At 45.4% G+C, this 20,941-nt stretch carries 14 protein-coding genes; 3 read left to right on the top strand and 11 right to left on the bottom strand.

Features of this window, described 5'->3' with window-relative positions; translation table 11 throughout:
* Positions 1 to 19: 19 nt before the first annotated feature.
* Positions 20 to 1,849 (top strand): molecular chaperone HtpG, encoded by a 1,830-nt coding sequence (gene htpG / locus DXN04_RS13575; RefSeq protein ID WP_116853896.1) that lies wholly within the window; start codon positions 20 to 22, stop codon positions 1,847 to 1,849.
* 296 nt (positions 1,850 to 2,145) lie between these two features.
* Here the strand turns inward: htpG and recJ are convergent, their stop codons facing one another.
* Together recJ and DXN04_RS13565 are read right to left on the bottom strand one after the other, a co-directional pair.
* Complete coding sequence (recJ, locus tag DXN04_RS13570) at positions 2,146 to 3,849, bottom strand: single-stranded-DNA-specific exonuclease RecJ (RefSeq protein WP_116853895.1); 1,704 nt, start codon at positions 3,847 to 3,849, stop codon at positions 2,146 to 2,148.
* Between the two features lie 229 nt (positions 3,850 to 4,078).
* Complete coding sequence (locus tag DXN04_RS13565) at positions 4,079 to 5,044, bottom strand: polyprenyl synthetase family protein (RefSeq protein WP_116853894.1); 966 nt, start codon at positions 5,042 to 5,044, stop codon at positions 4,079 to 4,081.
* Between the two features lie 313 nt (positions 5,045 to 5,357).
* On the opposite strand from DXN04_RS13565, the gene DXN04_RS13560 reads away from it, so the two are divergent.
* Together DXN04_RS13560 and DXN04_RS13555 are read left to right on the top strand one after the other, a co-directional pair.
* Positions 5,358 to 6,914, top strand: coding sequence for an OmpA family protein (locus tag DXN04_RS13560; RefSeq protein ID WP_116853893.1), 1,557 nt, complete (start codon positions 5,358 to 5,360; stop codon positions 6,912 to 6,914).
* Between the two features lie 267 nt (positions 6,915 to 7,181).
* Positions 7,182 to 9,134 carry a KUP/HAK/KT family potassium transporter gene (locus tag DXN04_RS13555; RefSeq protein WP_116853892.1) on the top strand — a complete coding sequence of 651 codons (1,953 nt, stop codon included), beginning with the start codon at positions 7,182 to 7,184 and terminating at the stop codon, positions 9,132 to 9,134.
* Between the two features lie 55 nt (positions 9,135 to 9,189).
* On the opposite strand, the gene DXN04_RS13550 is transcribed toward DXN04_RS13555, so the two are convergent.
* The 9 genes from DXN04_RS13550 to mraY form a co-directional block, all read right to left on the bottom strand.
* A complete protein-coding gene (locus tag DXN04_RS13550) occupies positions 9,190 to 10,047 on the bottom strand; it encodes a pirin family protein (protein ID WP_116853891.1) in 858 nt (285 codons plus the stop codon).
* Between the two features lie 193 nt (positions 10,048 to 10,240).
* Positions 10,241 to 11,935, bottom strand: a complete 1,695-nt coding sequence (gene ftsZ, locus DXN04_RS13545; RefSeq protein WP_116853890.1) for a cell division protein FtsZ — start codon at positions 11,933 to 11,935, stop codon at positions 10,241 to 10,243.
* Positions 11,936 to 12,106: 171 nt separating this feature from the next.
* Positions 12,107 to 13,510, bottom strand: coding sequence for a cell division protein FtsA (gene ftsA, locus DXN04_RS13540; protein WP_116853889.1), 1,404 nt, complete (start codon positions 13,508 to 13,510; stop codon positions 12,107 to 12,109).
* 28 nt (positions 13,511 to 13,538) lie between these two features.
* Positions 13,539 to 14,561, bottom strand: a complete 1,023-nt coding sequence (locus DXN04_RS13535; RefSeq protein WP_116853888.1) for a cell division protein FtsQ/DivIB — start codon at positions 14,559 to 14,561, stop codon at positions 13,539 to 13,541.
* A 19-nt stretch (positions 14,562 to 14,580) separates the two neighbouring features.
* The gene (gene murC, locus DXN04_RS13530) at positions 14,581 to 15,948 is read right to left on the bottom strand and encodes a UDP-N-acetylmuramate--L-alanine ligase (RefSeq protein WP_116853887.1); all 1,368 of its coding nucleotides are present in this window, start codon (positions 15,946 to 15,948) and stop codon (positions 14,581 to 14,583) included.
* A gap of 14 nt (positions 15,949 to 15,962) precedes the next feature.
* Positions 15,963 to 17,057: an undecaprenyldiphospho-muramoylpentapeptide beta-N-acetylglucosaminyltransferase gene (murG, locus tag DXN04_RS13525; RefSeq protein WP_116853886.1), complete on the bottom strand. Its 1,095-nt coding sequence runs from the start codon at positions 17,055 to 17,057 to the stop codon at positions 15,963 to 15,965.
* Between the two features lie 14 nt (positions 17,058 to 17,071).
* Positions 17,072 to 18,274: an FtsW/RodA/SpoVE family cell cycle protein gene (locus tag DXN04_RS13520; RefSeq protein WP_116853885.1), complete on the bottom strand. Its 1,203-nt coding sequence runs from the start codon at positions 18,272 to 18,274 to the stop codon at positions 17,072 to 17,074.
* 35 nt (positions 18,275 to 18,309) lie between these two features.
* A complete protein-coding gene (murD, locus tag DXN04_RS13515) occupies positions 18,310 to 19,650 on the bottom strand; it encodes a UDP-N-acetylmuramoyl-L-alanine--D-glutamate ligase (RefSeq protein WP_116853884.1) in 1,341 nt (446 codons plus the stop codon).
* A gap of 5 nt (positions 19,651 to 19,655) precedes the next feature.
* Complete coding sequence (mraY, locus tag DXN04_RS13510) at positions 19,656 to 20,849, bottom strand: phospho-N-acetylmuramoyl-pentapeptide-transferase (RefSeq protein ID WP_233525591.1); 1,194 nt, start codon at positions 20,847 to 20,849, stop codon at positions 19,656 to 19,658.
* Positions 20,850 to 20,941: the final 92 nt, after the last annotated feature.

Below are 20,941 nucleotides of genomic sequence, written 5' to 3'. Positions count from 1 at the left end.
ACCAAAAACACAGATACCCATGCAGAAAGGAGCAATACGTGTTCAGACAGAGAACATTTTCCCCATTATCAAAAAATTCCTCTATTCAGATCATGAGATCTTTATCCGCGAACTCGTAAGTAACGCGGTTGACGCAACCCAAAAACTGAAAACGCTGGCTAGTGTAGGTGAATTCAAAGGTGAGCTGGGCGAGCTGGCTATCACTGTGAAACTGGACAAGGAGAAAAAGACGCTGACCATTTCCGACAATGGGATCGGTATGACAGCTGAAGAAGTAGATAAATACATCAACCAGGTAGCTTTTTCCGGAGCGGAAGAGTTCCTGAATAAATATAAAGGTCAGAACGAAGGTACCAACATCATTGGGCACTTTGGTCTTGGTTTCTATTCCTCATTCATGGTGAGCAATGTGGTGGAAATTGTAACTCAATCTCACAAAGATGCACCGGCTGTACGCTGGGAGTGCGATGGCAGCCCTGAATACACCCTGGAAGAAACCACCCGCGAAGCAGGCAGAGGTACTGATATCATTATGCACATCAACGAGGAAAGCGAAGAATTCCTGGATGAGCATCGTATCAAAACCATCCTCGAGAAATTCTGTAAGTTCCTGCCTGTTCCGGTGAAATATGAAGATAAGCAGATCAACAATACTCACCCTGCCTGGACAAAGAAACCTAGTGAGCTGACTACAGAAGATTATCAGAACTTCTACAAAGAACTGTATCCTTTCTCTGAGCCACCACTGTTCTGGATCCACCTGAATGTAGATTATCCATTCAACCTGACCGGTATTCTCTACTTCCCTAAAATTAACAAGAGCTACGAAATCCAGAAGGACAAGATCAGCCTGTATTCCAACCAGGTATTCGTGACTGACGAAGTAAAGGATATCGTACCGGAATTCCTGATGCTGCTGCACGGTGTGATCGATAGTCCGGATATTCCGCTGAACGTGAGCCGTAGCTACCTCCAGGGCGATCCGAATGTGAAAAAGATCAGCTCTTACATCACCAAGAAAGTAGCCGATAAGCTGGATGAAATGTTCAGAAGCGACCGTAAAGAATTCGAAGAGAAATGGGAATCCATCGGCCTCTTTGCAAAATATGGTATGATGACGGACGATAAGTTCCGTGAAAAAGGTAACAAATTCCTCATCCTTGAAGATGTAGATGGTAGTAAATTCTATACCCTGGATGAATACAAACAGGAGACTGCCGCTATTCAAACCAACAAGGAAGAAAAGCAGGTGATCCTTTACGCTACCAGTCCTATACAGCAGGATAGCTATATCTCTGCTGCGAAAGCAAAGGGATATAAAGTAGTGAAACTGGATAGCCTGGTAGATGCTGCTTTCCTGAATCAAATGGAAACGCACTGGGAGAAAGTACAGTTCACACGTGTGGATGCAGACATCGCTGACAACCTGATTGACAAGGATGAAAATACCAGCCATGTACTGACACAGGATCAGGAAACACGCCTGAAAGCATTGTTCGAAAAGATCCCTCAGCAACATGTAAAAGTAGAATTGAAAGGTCTGAGTGCAGAGTCACAGCCAGTAATTGTAACACGTCCTGAGTTTATGCGTCGTATGAAAGATATGGCAGCAGTAGGAGGTAGTGGTATGTCCTGGTATGCAAATATGCCGGACGAAATCAATATGACAGTAAATGCGAATCACCCGATCTACCAGCAGATCCTCAAAGAAGGTAATGACCAGCTGCAGGAGAAGCAGATCCGCAACCTGGCCGACCTGGCATTGTTATCACAGAACCTGTTGACAGGTGCAGATCTGACGGCTTTTGTAACCAGAAGTGTAGAACTGATGGGTGAAAAAAGTAATTAAGATATAATAAATCATTGGCAATGCCGTTTTGATAGCATTGCACAAGCCCTTATCCCGTCCCGCTTTACTGTGGGACGGGATTTTTAGTTAAAGGGAAATATGTAAAAAGAAAAGGAATTATGGAATAAGGCCATGCACTATGGCATCATTTCCCCATACTTACCTTTACAGTAAAGGAAAAACAGAAAGCCCTATCATAGGAGACCTTCTCAGATCTCCGTCCGCAGGGGATCAAAGCGAATGTTTTGATTCCCTGCAATTTGTGGTAATCATTACTCGGATTGAGTAGAGAAAAGTCAGTGAGAGCGGATATCTATTACTTTCATTTGCAGATTCATCTTGCCATTCCATTCGTTCTCATCAATGGTAAAGACCATGTCGAAAGGCTGGCGACTGCTCACGATGGGAAATTTGTCAGCCATGTAAAACCCTATGCCTGTCACAGCAATAGAATGTTTACCCTGTTTCACTGAAAATTTAATGTGCTCATCTTTTATCAGGCGGGAATAGCCACTGTCTACCACGTTGCGTACGAGGAAGATAGGGCGTTGGTTGTCCGGGCCCAGGGGCTCGAACTGTTTGAGGATATTGAAGAAGGCGGGCGTGATATCTTTCAGGGAGATCTCGGTATCGATGGTGATTTCCGGGATCAGCAGGTCCGGATTGATAGTAGTGGCAACGACTTCTTCAAATTTTTCCTGGAAGGCGGGTACATTTTCAGGTTTGAGGGTCATGCCGGCGGCATAGAAGTGGCCACCATAGTTTTCCAGCAGATCCTTGCACTGGTGAATGGCTTCGTATACGTTGAATCCGATCACGGAGCGGGCAGAGCCGGCTACTTTATCATTACTGAGGGTAAGGATGATGGTCGGTCTGTAGTAATACTTATCAATAAGGCGGGAGGCCACGATGCCCACGACTCCTTTGTGCCAGTCCGGCTTATAGAGGACTGTAGACTTTTTATGATGGAGTGAAGTATCGTTTTGAATAAGTTCTACCGCTTCTTTGGTGATGTTGCCATCTATTTCCTTACGGTCAAAGTTGTCCGCATGCAACACTTTAGCGATCTCCATAGCCTTTTCCATATCATTTTCAATGAACAGGTTTACGGCTTTACGGGCATCATCCATTCTGCCGGCCGCATTTACGCGGGGGGCGATTACAAAGACCAGGTTGGAGATGGTGAGTTGTTCTTTGAGACCACTGAGCTGAATGAGGGCCTGGATACCGGGTAGGGGGGATTCATTGACCTTTTTCAATCCATGAAAGGCCAGTACACGGTTTTCGCCGGTCATAGGTACGATATCGGCGGCAATGCTGGTTGCCACCAGGTCCAGGTAGCGGTGAGCAGCCGATTCGGGTAAGCCTATTTTCTGGGCGAAGGCGGTAATAAGTTTATAGCCAATACCACAGCCGCTTAGCTCCTTGTAAGGGTAAGGGCAATCGTATTGTTTAGGATTGAGGATTGCCACAGCCGGGGGCAGAATTGCATCTGGCAGGTGGTGATCACATATAATAAAATCTATTCCATGTGCAGCGGCCCAGGTAATCTGATCGATGGCCTTGATGCCGCAATCCAGGGCGATGACGAGACTAAAGTCGTTGTCCCTGGCGTATTCAATACCCTGGGTAGAGATGCCGTAGCCTTCGCGGTAGCGGTGAGGAATGTAGAATTCTATATTATTATATAAGGAGTGTAGAAAATCGAATACAGTTGCTACGGCGGTAGTACCATCTACGTCGTAGTCTCCGAACACGAGAATTTTTTCATGCCTGAAGAAGGCCTGTTCAATTCTGGATACGGCTTTATCCATATCCTTCATGATCCATGGGTCATGGAGATCTGCCAGTGTAGGGCGGAAGAACAACCTTGATTCATCATAGGTATGCATGCCGCGCTGCACCAACAACCTGCATAACAGGGGATGTATGCGCAGGGAGGCCTGCAGCAAAGCTTCCTGTTTTGGTTGATACGATCGGACTGTCCAGCGTTTTTGCATCTATAATCTAAAGAAGGATGAGCGATTCTTGTTTGAACGGAAGATAGGGTATAAATTTCAAAAAGTATGGCCCGTTCTCACGAAGAACTGACCAACAAGCAATTATATTGTCCCTATATTATTCTTAGGTCTGTCTCAGCAATAATTTGATGGCAGTATAAGAATTTCCTCCACCAGCTCTCCGGAATCAACCGGGGACATTACATTAATACAGCCTTATATATTATTATCAGAAATTGCGGTCGGTTGTATACCTGACCATCGATTCGAGTCCCTGTCTGATATTGCTATCGGGGAAGCTATGGAGGATCGCCATGGCTTCGTCGCGGTATTCGAACATCTTCTTTTGTGTATACTCGATACCACCGGAAGCTTTCACCAATGTAATGACTTCTTCCACGCGGGCTTTATCGGTATTATGATTTTTTACAATATTGATTATTTTCCTTCTTACCTCAGGAGTGGCGTGTTCCAGTGTATAGATGAGGGGGAGGGTCATTTTTTTCTCCCGTATATCTATGCCGGTAGGTTTACCGATTTTTTCGCTGCCATAGTCGAAGAGGTCGTCTTTGATCTGGAAGGCAACACCTACTTTTTCGCCGAAGAGGCGCATTTTTTCGGTAGTATCTTCGTCGTTAGAGGTACTCCAGGCACCTGCTGCGCAGGCGGCGGCGAGGAGGGAGGCTGTTTTACGACGGATGATTTCGAAGTAGATATCTTCTTTAATATTGAGTTTACGTGTTTTCTCGATCTGGAGGAGTTCGCCTTCGCTCATTTCCTTTACGGCCTGTGAGAGAATCTGGAGGGCCCTGAAGTCATTATTATTTAAGGAGAGGAGGAGTCCTTTGGAAAGGAGGTAATCTCCTACGAGCACAGCGATCTTATTTTTCCACAAAGCGTTGATAGAGAAGAATCCACGGCGCTCATTGGCATCATCCACAACATCATCATGTACAAGGGTAGCGGTGTGCAACAGTTCTACGAGGGCAGCTGCGCGGTACGTGCTTTCCTGGATATCATTACTGAACAGGCGTGCCGAGAGCAGGACGAACATGGGGCGCATTTGCTTCCCTTTTCGTTTAACGATATAATGCATGATCCTGTCTAATAGCGCGACATTGCTCTTAACTGCATCAGAAAATTTGCTCTCGAAATCCCTTAATTCCTTACTGATCAGGTTTTTAATCTCGTCCATGGTTGATTGAAAAAGATTGCTAATCTATGCTTAAAATATCAAATTTTAACAATTTGGCCCCTAATTTGTATATAAGGGAGTAACAAAACTTTAACATTACTTTGTTTTAGTTATAACAAATATGCTTATTCGTTATATACTCCAACAAAGTATGGCACAACATTAGTTTGGCCTAAGTGTTAATAGTTAATTAGTTATCAATAGAAATAATATTGCAACAAAAATTTGAATATTCATTTGAGAATTTTACCTTTGCTGGGTAAAAAAACGGGTTATTAGTAAATTTTTAACAGTTTTTAAATAGAAAACAATTATGGCAAGCAAAAAGTACTTATTACTGGCTGGCGCTATGAGTCTCCTAGCGGCGTCTTCCAGTTATGCACAAGTTACCCCTGTTTTTGACGCCCTGGATTCAACTAAAGTTCCAGCATCAAGACAGGCACAACAAAACAATTTCGCTAATCACCAGTATGACTTCCCTGCAAAACCACGTGATATGTGGGAACTGGGTTTCCACGGTGGTCTGCACGTAATCAACGGTACCATTCCTGCTAAACCAGGTTTCGGTGGTGGTATCTCCCTGAGAAAATCACTGGGTCATACTTTCTCAATCAGAGCAGAGTATACCGGTTCCTTTGACAAGGGTCAGGATTACAGACTGCGTACAGTAGCTGGTGCAGGTGGTGGTGCTGCTACTATCTGGTCTAAGACTGCTGCATTGAACAATGGTCTGATTGTTCCTAACTATAAAACGGCTACTCACCAGCTGTCTTTTGACCTGATGGCTTCCCTGAGCAACATCCTGTTCTACAAAGCTCAGCCAAAAGTTAACTGGTATGTATTTGGTGGTTACTCACTGGGTCTGATCGACGTTGACGTTGATGCAGTAGACGGTAGCGGTAACGGTTATAGCTATTCAGGTGTTAACTTCAACGCACCGCGTAAGGACATCAAGGATCAGCTGAAAAATATCTACGATGGTGATTACGAATCAAATGCTCCATCTCAGGGTAACAGAGGTAACATCGGTCGTAAAGACAATAACCAACTGTGGCGCCATGGTGCTGATTTCGGTACCGGTATCGCTTTCAGAGTATCTAAGAGATTCAACATCGGTGTAGAAGAAAAATACACTATGTATTTCGACGATTATCTGGACGGTTATTCTTCTCCATACTCTAACCACAAGGATGCATTCAGCTACACTAGCGTACGTCTGAACTTCAACCTGGGTAACTCTTCTAAGAGAGTTGAACCACTGTGGTGGGTTAATCCGCTCAACTATGCTTACAATGAGCTGAGCGCTCCTCGTCACATGAAACTGCCTACTCCAGTTCTGCCTGATGCTGATGGCGATGGCGTTACTGACCAGTTCGATCGCGAACCAAACACTCCAGCTGGTGCTCCGGTTGATGTTCATGGTGTAGCTAAAGATACTGATGGTGATGGCGTTCCTGACTACAAAGACAAACAACTGATCACTCCAACTTATTGCCAGCCAGTTGATGCTGATGGTGTTGGTAAGTGCCCAGATCCTGAGTGCTGCAAAAACATGCAACCTACTGCAAATTGCTCTAGCCTGGTTCTGCCTAGCGTAGCATTCAAAGGTTCTTCTACCAAAGTTTCCAGCGATAACGAAGCTATCCTGGCTTCTGTAGCTAGCACACTGAAATCTAACCCAACTTGTAACATCCTGGTAACAGGTCACGCAGGTGCTAAGGGTAAGAAAGGTGGTGTTGACCTGAGCAGCCGTCGTGTTGATTCAGTGATCGACTACCTGGCTGACAAGCAAGGTATCGACCGTGGTCGCTTCATCAAACAAAACACTCCTGGTGAGTCTGGTACTGTAGATCTGTCTCCAGCTAACTAATTCTCACTGAGAAAAATATAGAAGCCCCGTCTCTGTTGAGACGGGGTTTTTTATTGCCCCCACATTCCTCTAAACTCCCCATAGCCGCCTTTGCTACCTGCCGAAGCACCCATATTAACTCTCACCAAAAAATTTTCTATATTCCTTAATTCGCACTAACTTTGATGGCTTTTTTGAGTAGCAGAACTGTTTGAATGCACACTCCTAAAGGGAGGTAGTTACGACATCAAAAGAATTACTACTCTTATTTATTTAATTACATATTTCGTGAGAAAAGACATTAACAGGGTTAGCCTGGCCGGTTTAGTAGTAGCATTAGGTATTATTTACGGTGACATTGGAACATCTCCGTTATACGTTTTCAAGGCTATTATAGGTACGAACTATATTAGCGAACTACTGGTCATCGGCGGTATTTCCTGCATTTTCTGGACCCTGACTTTACAAACCACAATTAAGTACGTAATCCTCACGCTGCGTGCAGACAATAAGGGAGAAGGTGGTATCTTCTCATTATATGCACTCGTACGCCGACACGCCAAGTGGGCCGTTATCTTTGGTATGATAGGCGGTGCCGCTCTCCTGGCAGATGGTATTATTACCCCACCTATTACTGTAACGACCGCAATCGAAGGTCTCCGCACACTGGAAGTATTTAAAGATCTTAGTCAGTGGACAATTGTAAAGATTGTACTGACAATTATTACATTGCTCTTCGTGGTGCAACAGTTTGGTACCAATTCTATTGGTAAGTTGTTTGGTCCTATCATGGTGATTTGGTTCTCCATGCTCGGTATCCTGGGACTTTCACACCTGACAGACGATTTCTCTGTACTGAAAGCTTTCAGTCCACACTATGCCATTCAATTGTTAACGACCTATCCCCGTGGTTTCCTCATCCTGGGTGCCGTGTTCCTGTGTACCACAGGGGCCGAAGCCCTCTATTCTGACCTGGGCCACTGTGGTAAAGGGAATATCCGGGTATCCTGGACGTTCGTAAAGACCTGCCTGCTCCTGAACTACCTGGGTCAGGGTGCATGGTTGCTGACACACAAAGGCACAATGCTGCCAAAGGATCAGAACCCATTCTTTACCATTATGCCTGAGTGGTTTGTGATCCCAGGGATCCTCATCGCTACAATGGCCTCTATTATCGCGAGCCAGGCATTGATCTCCGGTTCATTTACCCTCATTTCAGAAGCGATGCGACTGAACCTGTGGCCGAAACTGAAGATCAATTATCCTACTGAAATGCGTGGTCAGTTGTACATTCCAGGTATCAACACCATGATGTGGATAGGTTGTGTGGCCATCGTACTCATCTTCCAGGAGTCGGGAGCTATGGAAGCAGCATATGGTCTCTCCATTACAATTTGTATGTTGATGACCTCCTGTCTCTTTGCCTTCTATCTCTACACGCGAAGGGTGCGCGTCAGCCTGATCCTGCTTTACCTTATTATTTACTTCACGATAGAGTTCTCCTTCCTGTTCGCCAACCTCGTAAAATTCATGCACGGAGGTTATGTAACAGTGATAGTGGCAGGTGTGCTCTTCCTGATTATGCTGGTGTGGTTTAAATCACGCAAGATCAAAAACCGTTACGTGGAATTCGTACGACTGGAAGATCATCTTGCTGTAATCCAGGAGCTGAGCAACGATACGACTATCCCCAAGTATGCTACTCACCTGGTGTATATGAGTAGTGCTGATAATCCGAAGGAGATTGAGCATAAGATCATCTATTCTATTCTGAATAAGAAACCCAAGCGTGCAGATATCTATTGGTTTGTGCACGTAGATGTGGTGGACGAACCTTACCTGAGTGAATACTCTGTACAGACGATTATTCCGAACGAAGTGATTCGCGTGGAATTCCGTTTAGGCTTCAAGGTCGAACAGCGCATTAACCTGATGTTCAGAATGGTGGTGGAAGATATGGTGAGGAATAAGGAGGTGAATATCACCAGCCGCTACGAATCACTGAGTAAGAACAATGTGGTGGGCGACTTCCAGTTCATCGTGATGGAGAAATTCCTGTCACACGACAATGACCTGCCGCTGTATGAGCGTCTGATCATGAGAATGTATTTCTGGCTGAAACGCGTGAGTCTTTCTGAAGAGCGTGGTTTTGGTCTGGATAGTAGTTATGTGACGATTGAGAAGTATCCGCTGGTGGTAGCGCCGGTGACGAATCTGCAACTGAAACGAATCATACATTGATAAACAAAAAGGCCGCTCAAACGAGCGGCCTTTTTAATCTGTATAAAATCCTGTTTTAATCTATATAAAATCCAAATTTCCCCATTCTTTCATCCCTCATCGCCTCCATAATCTCCGTTTGCGTATTCATTACATAAGGACCATGCCATGCCACGGGTTCGTTTAATGGTAACCCATCGCAATAAAGGATGAGCGCATCTTTGCTGGCAGTGATTGCAATCTCATCACCGTCATTATTAAAGACCACCATGCTCCTGTCGCCTGCCGTACGCCCGTTCACGCTAAGCTCTCCATGGAGCACGTAGAAAAGAATGTTTCTTTCCTTGGCTACATTGATCGTTGTGCTGCCACCTGCACTGATATCCATCAAAATGGCGTTAATGTCTGTAATCGACTGTAAGGCCCCTTTATGACCATTCCACTGACCACCTGCGATAGCTACTTTTACTTTATCGTTTTCAACCAGGGGAATATCTTCTTTTTGTAAGCCGGTATATTTAGGTGGAATCATTTTCTGCTTTGCAGGCAGGTTGATCCATAATTGCAGCAGTTCTAAGTCGCCACCCTTTTCTTTAAAAGAATCTTCTACATATTCGTTGTGAATGAGGCCGCGGGCAGCAGTCATCCATTGTACGCCACCTTCATCGATACGGCTGTGAAAGCCGTGGGAGTCTTTGTGGACGACATGTCCTTTTACGATCCAGGTCACGGTTTCAAAGCCACGGTGTGGGTGAGGGCCGAATGGCATACCTGCGTTGTAAGGAGGCAGGGTCATGGGACCATGGTGATGGAGTAACAGGAACGGGTCGATGGTGTTGCCATCGGGGAGTGGCAGCGGGCTGTAGAAGTGATATGAGGAAAGGGAACCACTGATGGGGTGGTTCATGTTGATTTTGTTAATTGATCTTTGCATGGGGCAAAGGTACGAAGGGGTGATAGAGTGGGGGATGGATTGGATTCGGTAAATGGTGGACTATTAAAGCAATATCCTAATTCCTTTCCCCCAAACTGTTAATACCATGTTAACGGTAATAAAAAAAGTCCCCCGGAGAACCAGAGGACTTTCTTTAACACAACTAAAAAAACAATCAAACGTTCGAATTAAATCAATCGGGTTTTTTCCCATCTAAAAAAGTATTGATCGTATTGATTTCTGCCTGATTATTCTGACTATCTGAAATAGTATAGTTAGAATAGAAATTCTCGGCAGAACCAGCGCCATTATCGAGGTTGATGTTTCGACGAATGTACGCAGGAACGTTTTCAATTTCTGAATTATTATCGATGCCTTTCACGTTGAAACTGAGACTACGCAGCTTTGCCACGCGCTCCGCCTGTTTACGCTTTTGCTCTTCTAATTGCTCTTCAAATGCATGCAGTTGCTGCATATCACTTGACATCTCTGTGCCTGGCTCTTCTTCACGGAATACAATCTTCATCTCTGGCGTTTCTGCCGGAGGCGGAGTGGTAGTTGGCTCAATAAAAATGTGTCTGGCAGGATATCCGCCAGCCGCCTGATTATTAGGCTGTATTACATTCACATTGTTGTAGCTGGAAGGAGCGGTTGATCCTACCGGTTCAATGTTGAGTGCAAAGCTTGACCTTCCGCTTTCAGCAGGAGGTTCCGGGGTTACAAACGTAGTAGCCGGCTGCGTCACCACAGGCTCTACCAACCGTGGCGCCATGTGGTCGGTTGGTTCGATGAACATAGAGTTGTTGCTGGAGCTAACAGGAGTGTTCATCTTTTTTTCATCACCTTCACGACCCAGTTCCATTACGATTCTAGGCTGATTATGAGATGGATCCTGTGGGGCCTGTTTTACCTGCTGAATCGGTTTTTGTTCAAAACCGGTAGCGATAACGGTCACACCCAGTTTACGATCCAGGTCCTGGTCATAGCCAACACCGAGGATCACATCGCAATCCTCACCTGCCTGACTTTGTACGTAAGCCTGGATGGTATCCATTTCATCGAGTGTGTGTTCGAATTCACCTTCTGCAGAAGAGATGTTCAGCAGGATCCATTTCGCACCACGGATGTCGTTATCATTCAGCAGCGGTGAAGTAAGTGCTTCTTCGATTGCTTTCTGCGCGCGGTTTTCACCTTCAGCAGTAGCAGCACCGAGGATGGCAACACCACCATTGCGCATTACAGTACAAACGTCCGCAAAGTCCACGTTGATCTGACCAGTGCTGTTGATCACATCAGTGATACATTTAGCAGCTGTAGCCAGTACGTTATCTGCTTTTTCGAAAGCAGCTTTGAACTTCAGGTCGCCGAACTTCTGGCGCAGTTTATCGTTAGAAATTATCAGCAGCGTATCTACGTATTCTTTCAGGCGGTTTACGCCATCATCTGCCTGTTGCATTCTCTTCTTTCCTTCGTAAGAAAAGGGAGTGGTAACAATGCCCACTGTGAGGATGCCCAGTTCTTTACAGATCTTGGCGATGATTGGAGCACCGCCTGTACCGGTACCACCACCCATACCCGCAGTGATGAATGCCATTTTGGTATTCACCTCCAGGATCTTTTTGATTTCTTCAAAGGATTCTTCAGTCGCCTGTTCACCAATGCGGGGGTTGGCACCGGCTCCGAGACCCTGAGTCAGGTGAGGGCCTAACTGAATTTTATTAGGAACAGGACTATTGGAGATAGCCTGTGCATCTGTATTACAGATGATAAAATTCACACCCTCAATACGCTGGTTGAACATGTGGTTCACCGCGTTGCTTCCGCCGCCACCAATGCCTATCACTTTGATGATGGAAGATTTTTCTTTGGGAAGATCAAAATGTATCATGACTCTATCTCTTTTATGGGTTAGTAAGTATAATTAATAATGCCCACAAATTCTTCTATAGTTAGTAATTATTGGTAGTGGTAGAACCCACTACCATTATCCGAATATTAATTATCTGATTTGAAATCGTTTATGGCTGCAACAATTACGCCATTCTCGGAAAATACCCTGTTAAAGTTTTGCATCCTCTTCTTCGGTGAACATGTCGATGATCTTCGTTTTCATTCTGTCCAGGAAAGTTTTCAGCGAGGCGTTTCTTTCTCTCGCTTTTCTTGCCTGAATTTCTTCAACTGAGGTGGCATCATCTTCCCAGCTGTTATCCGTTTCTGTAGCGGCTTTTGAGGCCTGCTCCTTGGCGACGTAGCTGGTGTTGATCTTAACATAATTTTCTTCCAATGCTCTGCGGTCGTTCTCATAGTCGTTGTATCCTTTGAGAATAAGACCGATACATGTTGCATACATTGGTTTGGTCAGTTCATCGATATGACCGGAGGCCAGGTGCTCGTTCGGATACCCGATTCGTGCGCTTACACCGGTTGTATATTCAGTGAGCTGGATCAGATGTTTCAGCTGGGAGCCACCACCCGTAAGGATGATACCACCATTGAGCATCTTGTTGTCCATACCAATCTGCTTGAGATGATAAATGACGAAGTCCATGATTTCACTCATACGTGCCTGTATGATGTGCGCCAGGTTCTTCACAGAAATCTCTTTAGGGCTTTGTCCGCGCAGTCCGGGAATGGTGATGTAAGCATTGCTTTTTGCTTCATCAGCCAGTGCGTAACCGAATTGCACTTTCATTTGTTCTGCCTGTGTTTTCAGTACACCGAGACCGTTTTTGATATCGTTGGTGATATTCTCACCACCGTAAGGTATTACGGCTGTGTGCTTCAGGATACCTTCGTAGAACACAGCCAGGTCTGTAGTACCACCGCCGATATCTACGATGGCTACGCCTGCTTCGAAGTCCATATCACACATTACGGCAGCGGCAGAAGCCAGGGGCTGAAGTACCAGGTCATGGATCTTCAGTCCGGATTTCTCAACGCTACGGTTGATGTTGCGAATAGCATTCTTATCACCGGTGATGATATGAAAGTTCGCACCCACCTTCACACCGCTCATCCCAATCGGGTAAGTGATGTTCTGGAGGCTATCAACAATATATTGTTGTGGGATCACATCAATGATCTGGTCACTGGCTGGGATCACCGTTTTATACTGGTCATTTATCAGTTGATCAATGTCTTTCTGGGATATTTCCGCTTCGGTATCGTTCCGCACGATATCGCCACGGGTTTGCAGGCTCTTGATGTGATGACCTGCAATGCCAACATACACTTCATTGATCTCCAGGTTTGGATTAGAAGCATAGCAGTTCTCCAGGGCCTGACGTATCGCCTTGATCGTCTGATCAATATTCAGCACCATTCCGTGCTGAACACCAAAAGACGGCGCTTTGCCGAAACCCAGGATTTCCAGTTTCCCGAATTCGTTCTTTCGACCTGCAATGGCAGCAATCTTTGTAGTTCCAATATCAAGGCCTACAATGATAGGAGCTTCCTGATTCATGGCGTTTCTATAGTTTTTTGTTGTGTTACTAATTTCTACCCGGCCTATACACTGCCTTTGGTTCCTTTTTTCCAGACGACTTGTCCTTTTGATGGCTCGTTTTCGAAGGCGTAGGTCTGGCAGGTACCACTCTGACCGAGGCCTCCAGCTTTGCAGCTTCCGGTTGCACTGAATCATTTCCGTGCACCATGATCCTCGATAGTGTATCGCCGGTGCTGGCTAATTTCGCGCTGTCTTCAGCGGCCAGCTTTTTCGATAATTCCTCCCCGCTTCTTCGTGTGCACACTACTTCGTTTTCGAATGCCACGTTGATTTTTGCGTAATTGTTCCATCCCACCTTACTCAATCCTTCTTTATAAAACGCCAGCAGTTTGTTGAATTTTTTCTCTACATCGGTACCATCGCCAAACAGTATCACGTGATCTCCCAGTGTTGGTATGATTTCAAACTCACGCTGGGGGGTGATGACCACCTGTTCTACCTGTGCAGTCCAGAAAGGGTTGCTTTCTACAAAGCTGCCTATTTCCAGTATGCCTGCAGTCAATGCGCTGTCTGCCTTTTGCACCTTAGCAGCATCTGACGGATAATCTGTGAACACCGGCACTCTTGCTGTATATCGGGCCGATACCGGTATCCTGTCTCCATCCCTGTCAAGGTAGTAAGTATTGCCTGTTAAGGTAAAGATCCTTGCTACGGGCTCTCGCTGAGCGACCTTGATGTTGAGTCTTCGTTGGTTGTCCACAAAGATGTTCGCAGTTTTTACCCAGGGATCACGGGCCACAATCTTCTCCAATGCTGCGATGTTAATCTCTTTTATGGGCTTGCCTACAGGATTTAAATTCTTGTCGCCAGCCACCAACGCTTTTATATCTTTCTCTTCTATAAAAAAGTTGTTCTCGTCACCAACCAGTTTTACAACGATCCCCTTGCATTTACCCTCTTCCTTGTCCTGCACTGCCGCTACAAGCAGGACCACGAAACCAGTCAATACCGCTGTCCAGAGCAGTACACTACCTATTCGCTTTAATGCCCGGCGGGTCTTGGTTTGCATTTGGGTTTTAATTTTTTTTCTACTCTTTCACTTTCTCTCCATTCAGTATTTCTCTGATCGGATCTCTGAATTGGTCAATGTCACCGGCACCTGCCGTGATGAGCAATGGTGCGCTATTCGATTTAATCCAGGCCAATACATCTTCTTTTTGTATTACCTGCACTGGTACTGTAATCTTTTCCGCCAGGATCTCGCTGTGCACGCCTTCGATGGGTAATTCCCTGGCCGGATAGATGGGTAACAGTAACACTTCATCTGCGAGTGACAGGCTCTCTGCAAATCCATCTGCCAGGTCACGTGTACGTGAGTACAGGTGTGGCTGGAAGATAACTGTACAGCGCTTGTCAGGGAATAAGCCACGCGCACTGCTGATGAGGGCACGTAATTCTTCCGGATGATGCGCGTAGTCGTCTATGTACACCTGGTAATCGTTCTTCACCAGGTATTCAAAACGACGTTTGATGCCTTTGAAATCAGCAATTGCTGCTTTGATTTTTGCAGCATCGATACCTAACAGGTGCGCCACGGTGATGGCTGCCACTGCGTTTTCAATATTATGTGTTCCCCCGATAGGCAGCTGTACATCATGAATATGCCAGTCCTGCTCTACTACATCAAACAGGTAAGCACCGTCAACTGTTCTGATATTGGTAGCATAAATATTTGCTTTTGCATCTTTCAGGTGATACCAACGTTTATTATCACCTTTTAATTCTGCTGCACGGGGCAGTCCCAGTTTTGCGATCAGTGTACCATTCGGTTTTATGTTCGCCGTATACTGTATGAAAGCATCCTGCATGTCTGCTTCTGTACCGTAAATGTCCAGGTGATCTGCATCCATGGCGGTGAGCACTGCGATATCAGGGTGCAGTTTCAGGAATGAACGGTCATACTCGTCAGCTTCGATCACAGCCACCTGTTTGTCGCTGCTCCAGAAGTTGCGGTCGTAGTTAGCGCTGATGCCACCAAGGAAAGCGTTGCATCCATAGCCACTATGACGCAGTATGTGAGCGGTAAGGGTAGAGATGGTTGTTTTGCCATGTGTACCACCTACAGTGATGGCGAACAACTCTTTGGTGATCTCCTGCAATACATCACTCCGTTTTACTACCTCGTATTCGTTTTTACGATACCAGATCAGCTCTTCGTGGGTACCGGGAATAGCGGGTGTATATACAACCAGCTGTGCATCTTTATCCAGCAGGTTCACATCATCCGAGTAATGGATCTGCATACCCTCCTCCGCTAACTGACGTGTCAGCGGTGTTTCGGTACGGTCATAGCCACTTACATGCACGCCCTTTTCATTAAAAAAGCGGGCGATGGCGCTCATACCGATGCCTCCGATTCCAATGAAGTAAATGCGTTGTATGTTGTTCAGATCCATTTTTCTATTTCCTTTTATTTGATCAGTGCTAAAACCTGTTTAGCAATGACCATATCAGCATTTGTATTACCCAGTTTTCCTATATTCTCTTCCAGTTGTTGCAGTAACGCTTTGTTTTGTAACAAACTGAATAAAGTATTTCCCAGTTGAGCGGCGGCATCATCATTTTTGATCATGAGCGCTGCTTTTTTGTCTACCAGACTTTTCGCATTGAATGTCTGGTGATCTTCGGCCGCAAAAGGGAAAGGCACGAAGATGACAGGTTTCTTCACTACACACAGTTCAGCGATGGCCAGTGCGCCTGCACGTGATACCACCACATCCGAAGCTTTGTAGGCGAAGTCCATTACGTTGATAAACTCATACACTTTCACATGAGAGGCATATGGTGCAGCAGCGGCTTTCGCTGTTTCAAAGTAAGGCTTACCTGTTTGCCAGATCAGCTGGATGTCTTTCTCAACAAAAGTGGCAAGTATCGGTGCCAGTGCTTCGTTGATCGCTTTAGCTCCCAGGCTTCCACCTACAGCGAACACTGTTTGTTTGCCTGTGCGGAGACCAAAGTGAGCCAGGGCATCTTCCCTGGATACTGCGGACTGTGTAATGTTCCCCCTTACAGGATTACCAGTCATCATTACCTTATCAGCAGGGAAGAATTTTTCCATGCCTTCGTAGGCCACACAGATCTTTCCGGCTTTCTTTCCCAGGGAAATATTGGCTTTTCCTGCGAATGAATTTTGCTCCTGTATGAGCGTAGGAATACCTCTCTTCTGTGCTTTGCGCATGACAGGGAAGCTGGCAAAACCACCTACACCCACCACGGCATCCGGTTTGAAGGTATCAATCACCCTACGTGCCTGCGACAGGCTTTTCAGGATCTTGAATGGTAACAACAGGTTCTTGAGCATATTGCTGCGGTTGAATCCTGCTATATCCAATCCTTCGATACGGTAGCCAGCCTGCGGCACTTTTTCCATCTCCATCTTTCCCTTGGCACCTACAAAGAGGATCTCCGTTTCCGGTTCTATCTTTTTCAACGCATTGGCAATAGCGATCGCCGGGAAGATATGTCCTCCGGTACCACCACCTGCTATGATAATTCTGCGTTGCATTGTCATGTTAGTTTTTAAAATTCTTCGATTTCAGCTTGCTGGGCTACTACCCTCGCAATCCTTTCCTGCTCGATTCTTTTCCCTTCCAGTTCTTCCACATTTCTTGATACACTGAGTATGATTCCAATAGCAAGACTGGTAAAGATCACGGATGATCCACCCATACTCACCAGCGGCAATGTCACACCTGTTACGGGAAAGAGCCCTACATTCACTGCCATATTTGTCAGTGCCTGTATGACTAATGTGATGCTGAGACCAACTGCCAGAAAAGCGCCGAATGCATAGGGACATTTTCTAAACAAGCTGATGCTTCTTAATAATAGCAACATATAGGCCATCAATATCAAAAAAGCGCCAAAGATACCATACTCCTCAATAATTGTTGCGTATATGTAGTCGCTATAAGCATGTGGGAGGAAGTTTCGCTGGGTACTGTTACCAGGACCTTTACCTAAAACCCCGCCACCTGCGATAGCAATATTTGCCTGTTGCACCTGGTACGGTAAGTCAGATTTATCATCATCACCGGATCTGAAGTGTTCTATTCTTTTGATCCACGTCTCTGTACGTCCTTTTTTGCCGGTGAGTGATGCGAACGCAAACATCAGGACAATCAGCACGATACCTGCACCTACCATAGCCACCAGGTACTTAACAGGTACCCGGCCTATAAAGCAAAGGATCATGCAGCTGGCTCCCAGCAACAATGCAGTAGACATGTTGGCAGGCATGATCAACATACAGATAACCCCTACCGGGACAATAATAGGCAGAAAGCCTTTCTTAAAATCCGTGATGTTGCCCTGCCTTTTGGAAAGCTGTCTGCTCACATACATGAATATAGCCAGTTTAGCTACGTCAGAAGTCTGAAAAGTCAGATTAATAACGGGGAGTCTAATCCAGCGGCTTGCATCATTAATATGACTACCAAAAGCCAGTGTATAGATCAGCAAGGGGATAGAGAGCAGGAAACCTATCTGTGCCACACGGGAGTAAATAGTATAATTCACCCTGTGTGCAAAGTAGATGATCAGCAATCCCATGACCAGTACACTCAGTTGTTTGAAAAGGTAGTACTCCGTATGACCGCCCTGAAGGCGATAGGCAAGTGACCCTGTGGCACTGTAAACTGCCAGCAGACTCACTAGTGAGAGGAAGATCACGATCGTCCAAATCACTTTGTCACCCTTTGTCCTATGAAGTAAACCGTCCATTTAAACTTTTTTGGTTTCCGGAATAACCCGGATTTTTATAGTTCCCTCACCGCGTCTTTGAACTGCTTTCCTCTGTCTTCATAATTCTTAAACAGATCGAAGCTTGCACAAGCCGGGGAAAGTAATACTACATCACCTTTTTCTGCATGCTGAAAGGCTGCATCAACAGCTTCCTTCATACTGCGCGTATCAACCATTACCGGGGTATCTTTGGATAACGCTTCCTGAATCGGCGCATTGTCTATACCCAGGCAGATAATTGCTTTTACTTTTTCTTTTACAAGTTCCCTGATAGCGCTATAATCATTTCCTTTATCAACACCACCCATAATCAACACTACCGGGGTTTCCATGCTCTCCAATGCAAACCACAGTGAGTTCACATTGGTGGCTTTACTATCATTGATGAAATCCACTCCACGCACAGTGGAAACGTATTCCATACGGTGCTCCAGACTCTTAAAAGAGGTCAGGCTCTCCCGAATTTTTTCTTTCCTTATCTCCATGGTCCTTCCAGCAATACCCGCTGCCATGGAATTGTACAAGTTGTGCTTGCCCTTAAGCGCGAGATCATACATTGATACGATTACTGGTTCATCATTAACCTGAATGTTTACCTGATCGTTTACCATAAATCCTCCTTGCTTTAACGGTTCCATGATAGTAAAGGGTATTGATGTTGAATAAATAGTTTGCTTCTTCAAATAATTGTCAATCTCCTGATCATCTTTGCAATACACAAAGAAATCTTCCGGTCCCTGATTCATCGTTATGCGGAATTTTGACTCCACATAGTTCTCCATTTTGTAGTCATATCTATCCAGGTGATCTGGAGTGATGTTCAACAAGATGGCTACGTTGGGCTTGAATTCCACGATATCGTCCAATTGAAAGCTACTTACTTCGACGATATAATAATCAGCGGGTGCGGTGGCTACTACACGGGCATAACTCAGGCCAATGTTACCTACCATAGCGGCATTGAGACCTGCTGTCTCAAAGATGTGGAAGGTGAGTGCTGTAGTAGTACTCTTTCCGTTGCTGCCGGTAATGGCGATAATTTTGGCATCCTTGCTAAACCTGTAAGCCAGCTCGATCTCAGAGATCACCGGTACTCCCTTCGCGCGGATCTTTTTCATCAGTTCCGTTTTCTCAGGTATACCAGGACTTTTGACAATTTCGTCGGCACCTAAAATCACATCCCAGGAATGCTGTCCCTCCTCAAAAGGAATATGGTTGACAGCCAGTTCCTGTTTATAAATATCCTTGATGGTTCCACCATCTGACACGAATACATCATACCCCTGTTGCTTGCCTAACAGGGCTGCACCTATTCCGCTTTCACCGGCTCCGAGTATGATGAGTTTCTTTGTCATTTTGCTTATCTGATTTTTAAAGTTGCAATACTAACGACTGCACACATGATTGTAATGATCCAGAACCTTACAGCTATTTTACTCTCGTGGTAACCCAGCTTCTGGTAATGGTGGTGAAGTGGAGACATCAAAAATATACGCTTGCCTTCACCATATTTTTTCTTGGTATACTTAAAGTAAGAAACCTGTAATACTACACTCAGGTTCTCTACCAGGAATACACCGCAGAATATTGGTATCAATAATTCTTTCCTTACAATGATGGCCAGGGAAGCGATGATCCCACCCAAAGCCAGGCTACCTGTATCACCCATGAACACCTGTGCCGGGTAAGCATTGTACCAGAGGAAACCTACACAGGCACCTACAAAGGCAGCAATGAAGATGGACAGTTCACCCAGGTTAGGGATGTACATGATATTCAGGTATTCGGCAAACTGGATGTTGCCCGAAACATAGGCGAATATGCCAAGACAAACGCCTATGACCGCGGAGACACCCGTAGCCAATCCATCTAAACCATCTGTGAGGTTCGCTCCATTAGACACTGCCGTAATGATAACGATCACGATGAGGATGTAGAGGATGTAAGTATATTTTTCTGCGCCAGGGATCCAGGAGATCAGTTTGGCGTAGTTAAACTCATGATTCTTTACAAATGGGATAGAGGTGATCGGCGTTTTTACATCGGCAAAGCGATGTCCTTCCTTCGTTACTCTTTCCGATTTGGCGACTACTCTCTCATAAGGAGCCAGTTTCTTTGCACCCAGGATCTCGCGGGAGATCACTACGTTTTCATTGAAGTACAAAGTGCTGCCGATGATGATACCTAAACCAACCTGGCCCAGGATCTTGAACTTACCGGCAAGACCCTCTTTGTTCTTTTTGAACACCTTGATGTAGTCATCCAGGAAACCGATCAATCCCAGCCACACTGTGCAAAGGAGCATGAGCCAGATGTAAACGGTTTTTACCTGGGCGAACAGCAGGGTAGGAATTACAATGGCTGCCAGGATGATCAGACCACCCATGGTAGGTGTTCCTTTCTTACTGTTTTCGCCCGCCAGACCAAGGTCACGGATGGTTTCACCAATCTGCTTTTTCTGGAGAAATCTTACGATGCGTTTACCTAACAAGAGAGAGATTACCAGGGATAACAGTAACGCCATCGTCACACGGAACGTGATGAATTGAAACATCCCGCTACCGCTGAAATTTAACGTTTTCAAATAATTGAATAAGTAATAGAGCATACTGTTAGTTAGTAGTTGTTAGTTAGTTGTTAGTTAGT

This window comes from Chitinophaga silvisoli (assembly GCF_003412465.1).
In the GTDB taxonomy this organism is placed as follows: Bacteria; Bacteroidota; Bacteroidia; order Chitinophagales; family Chitinophagaceae; genus Chitinophaga; species Chitinophaga silvisoli.
Note: the sequence above shows the minus strand (reverse complement) of the source record. Positions and strands in the feature narration are given on the sequence as shown.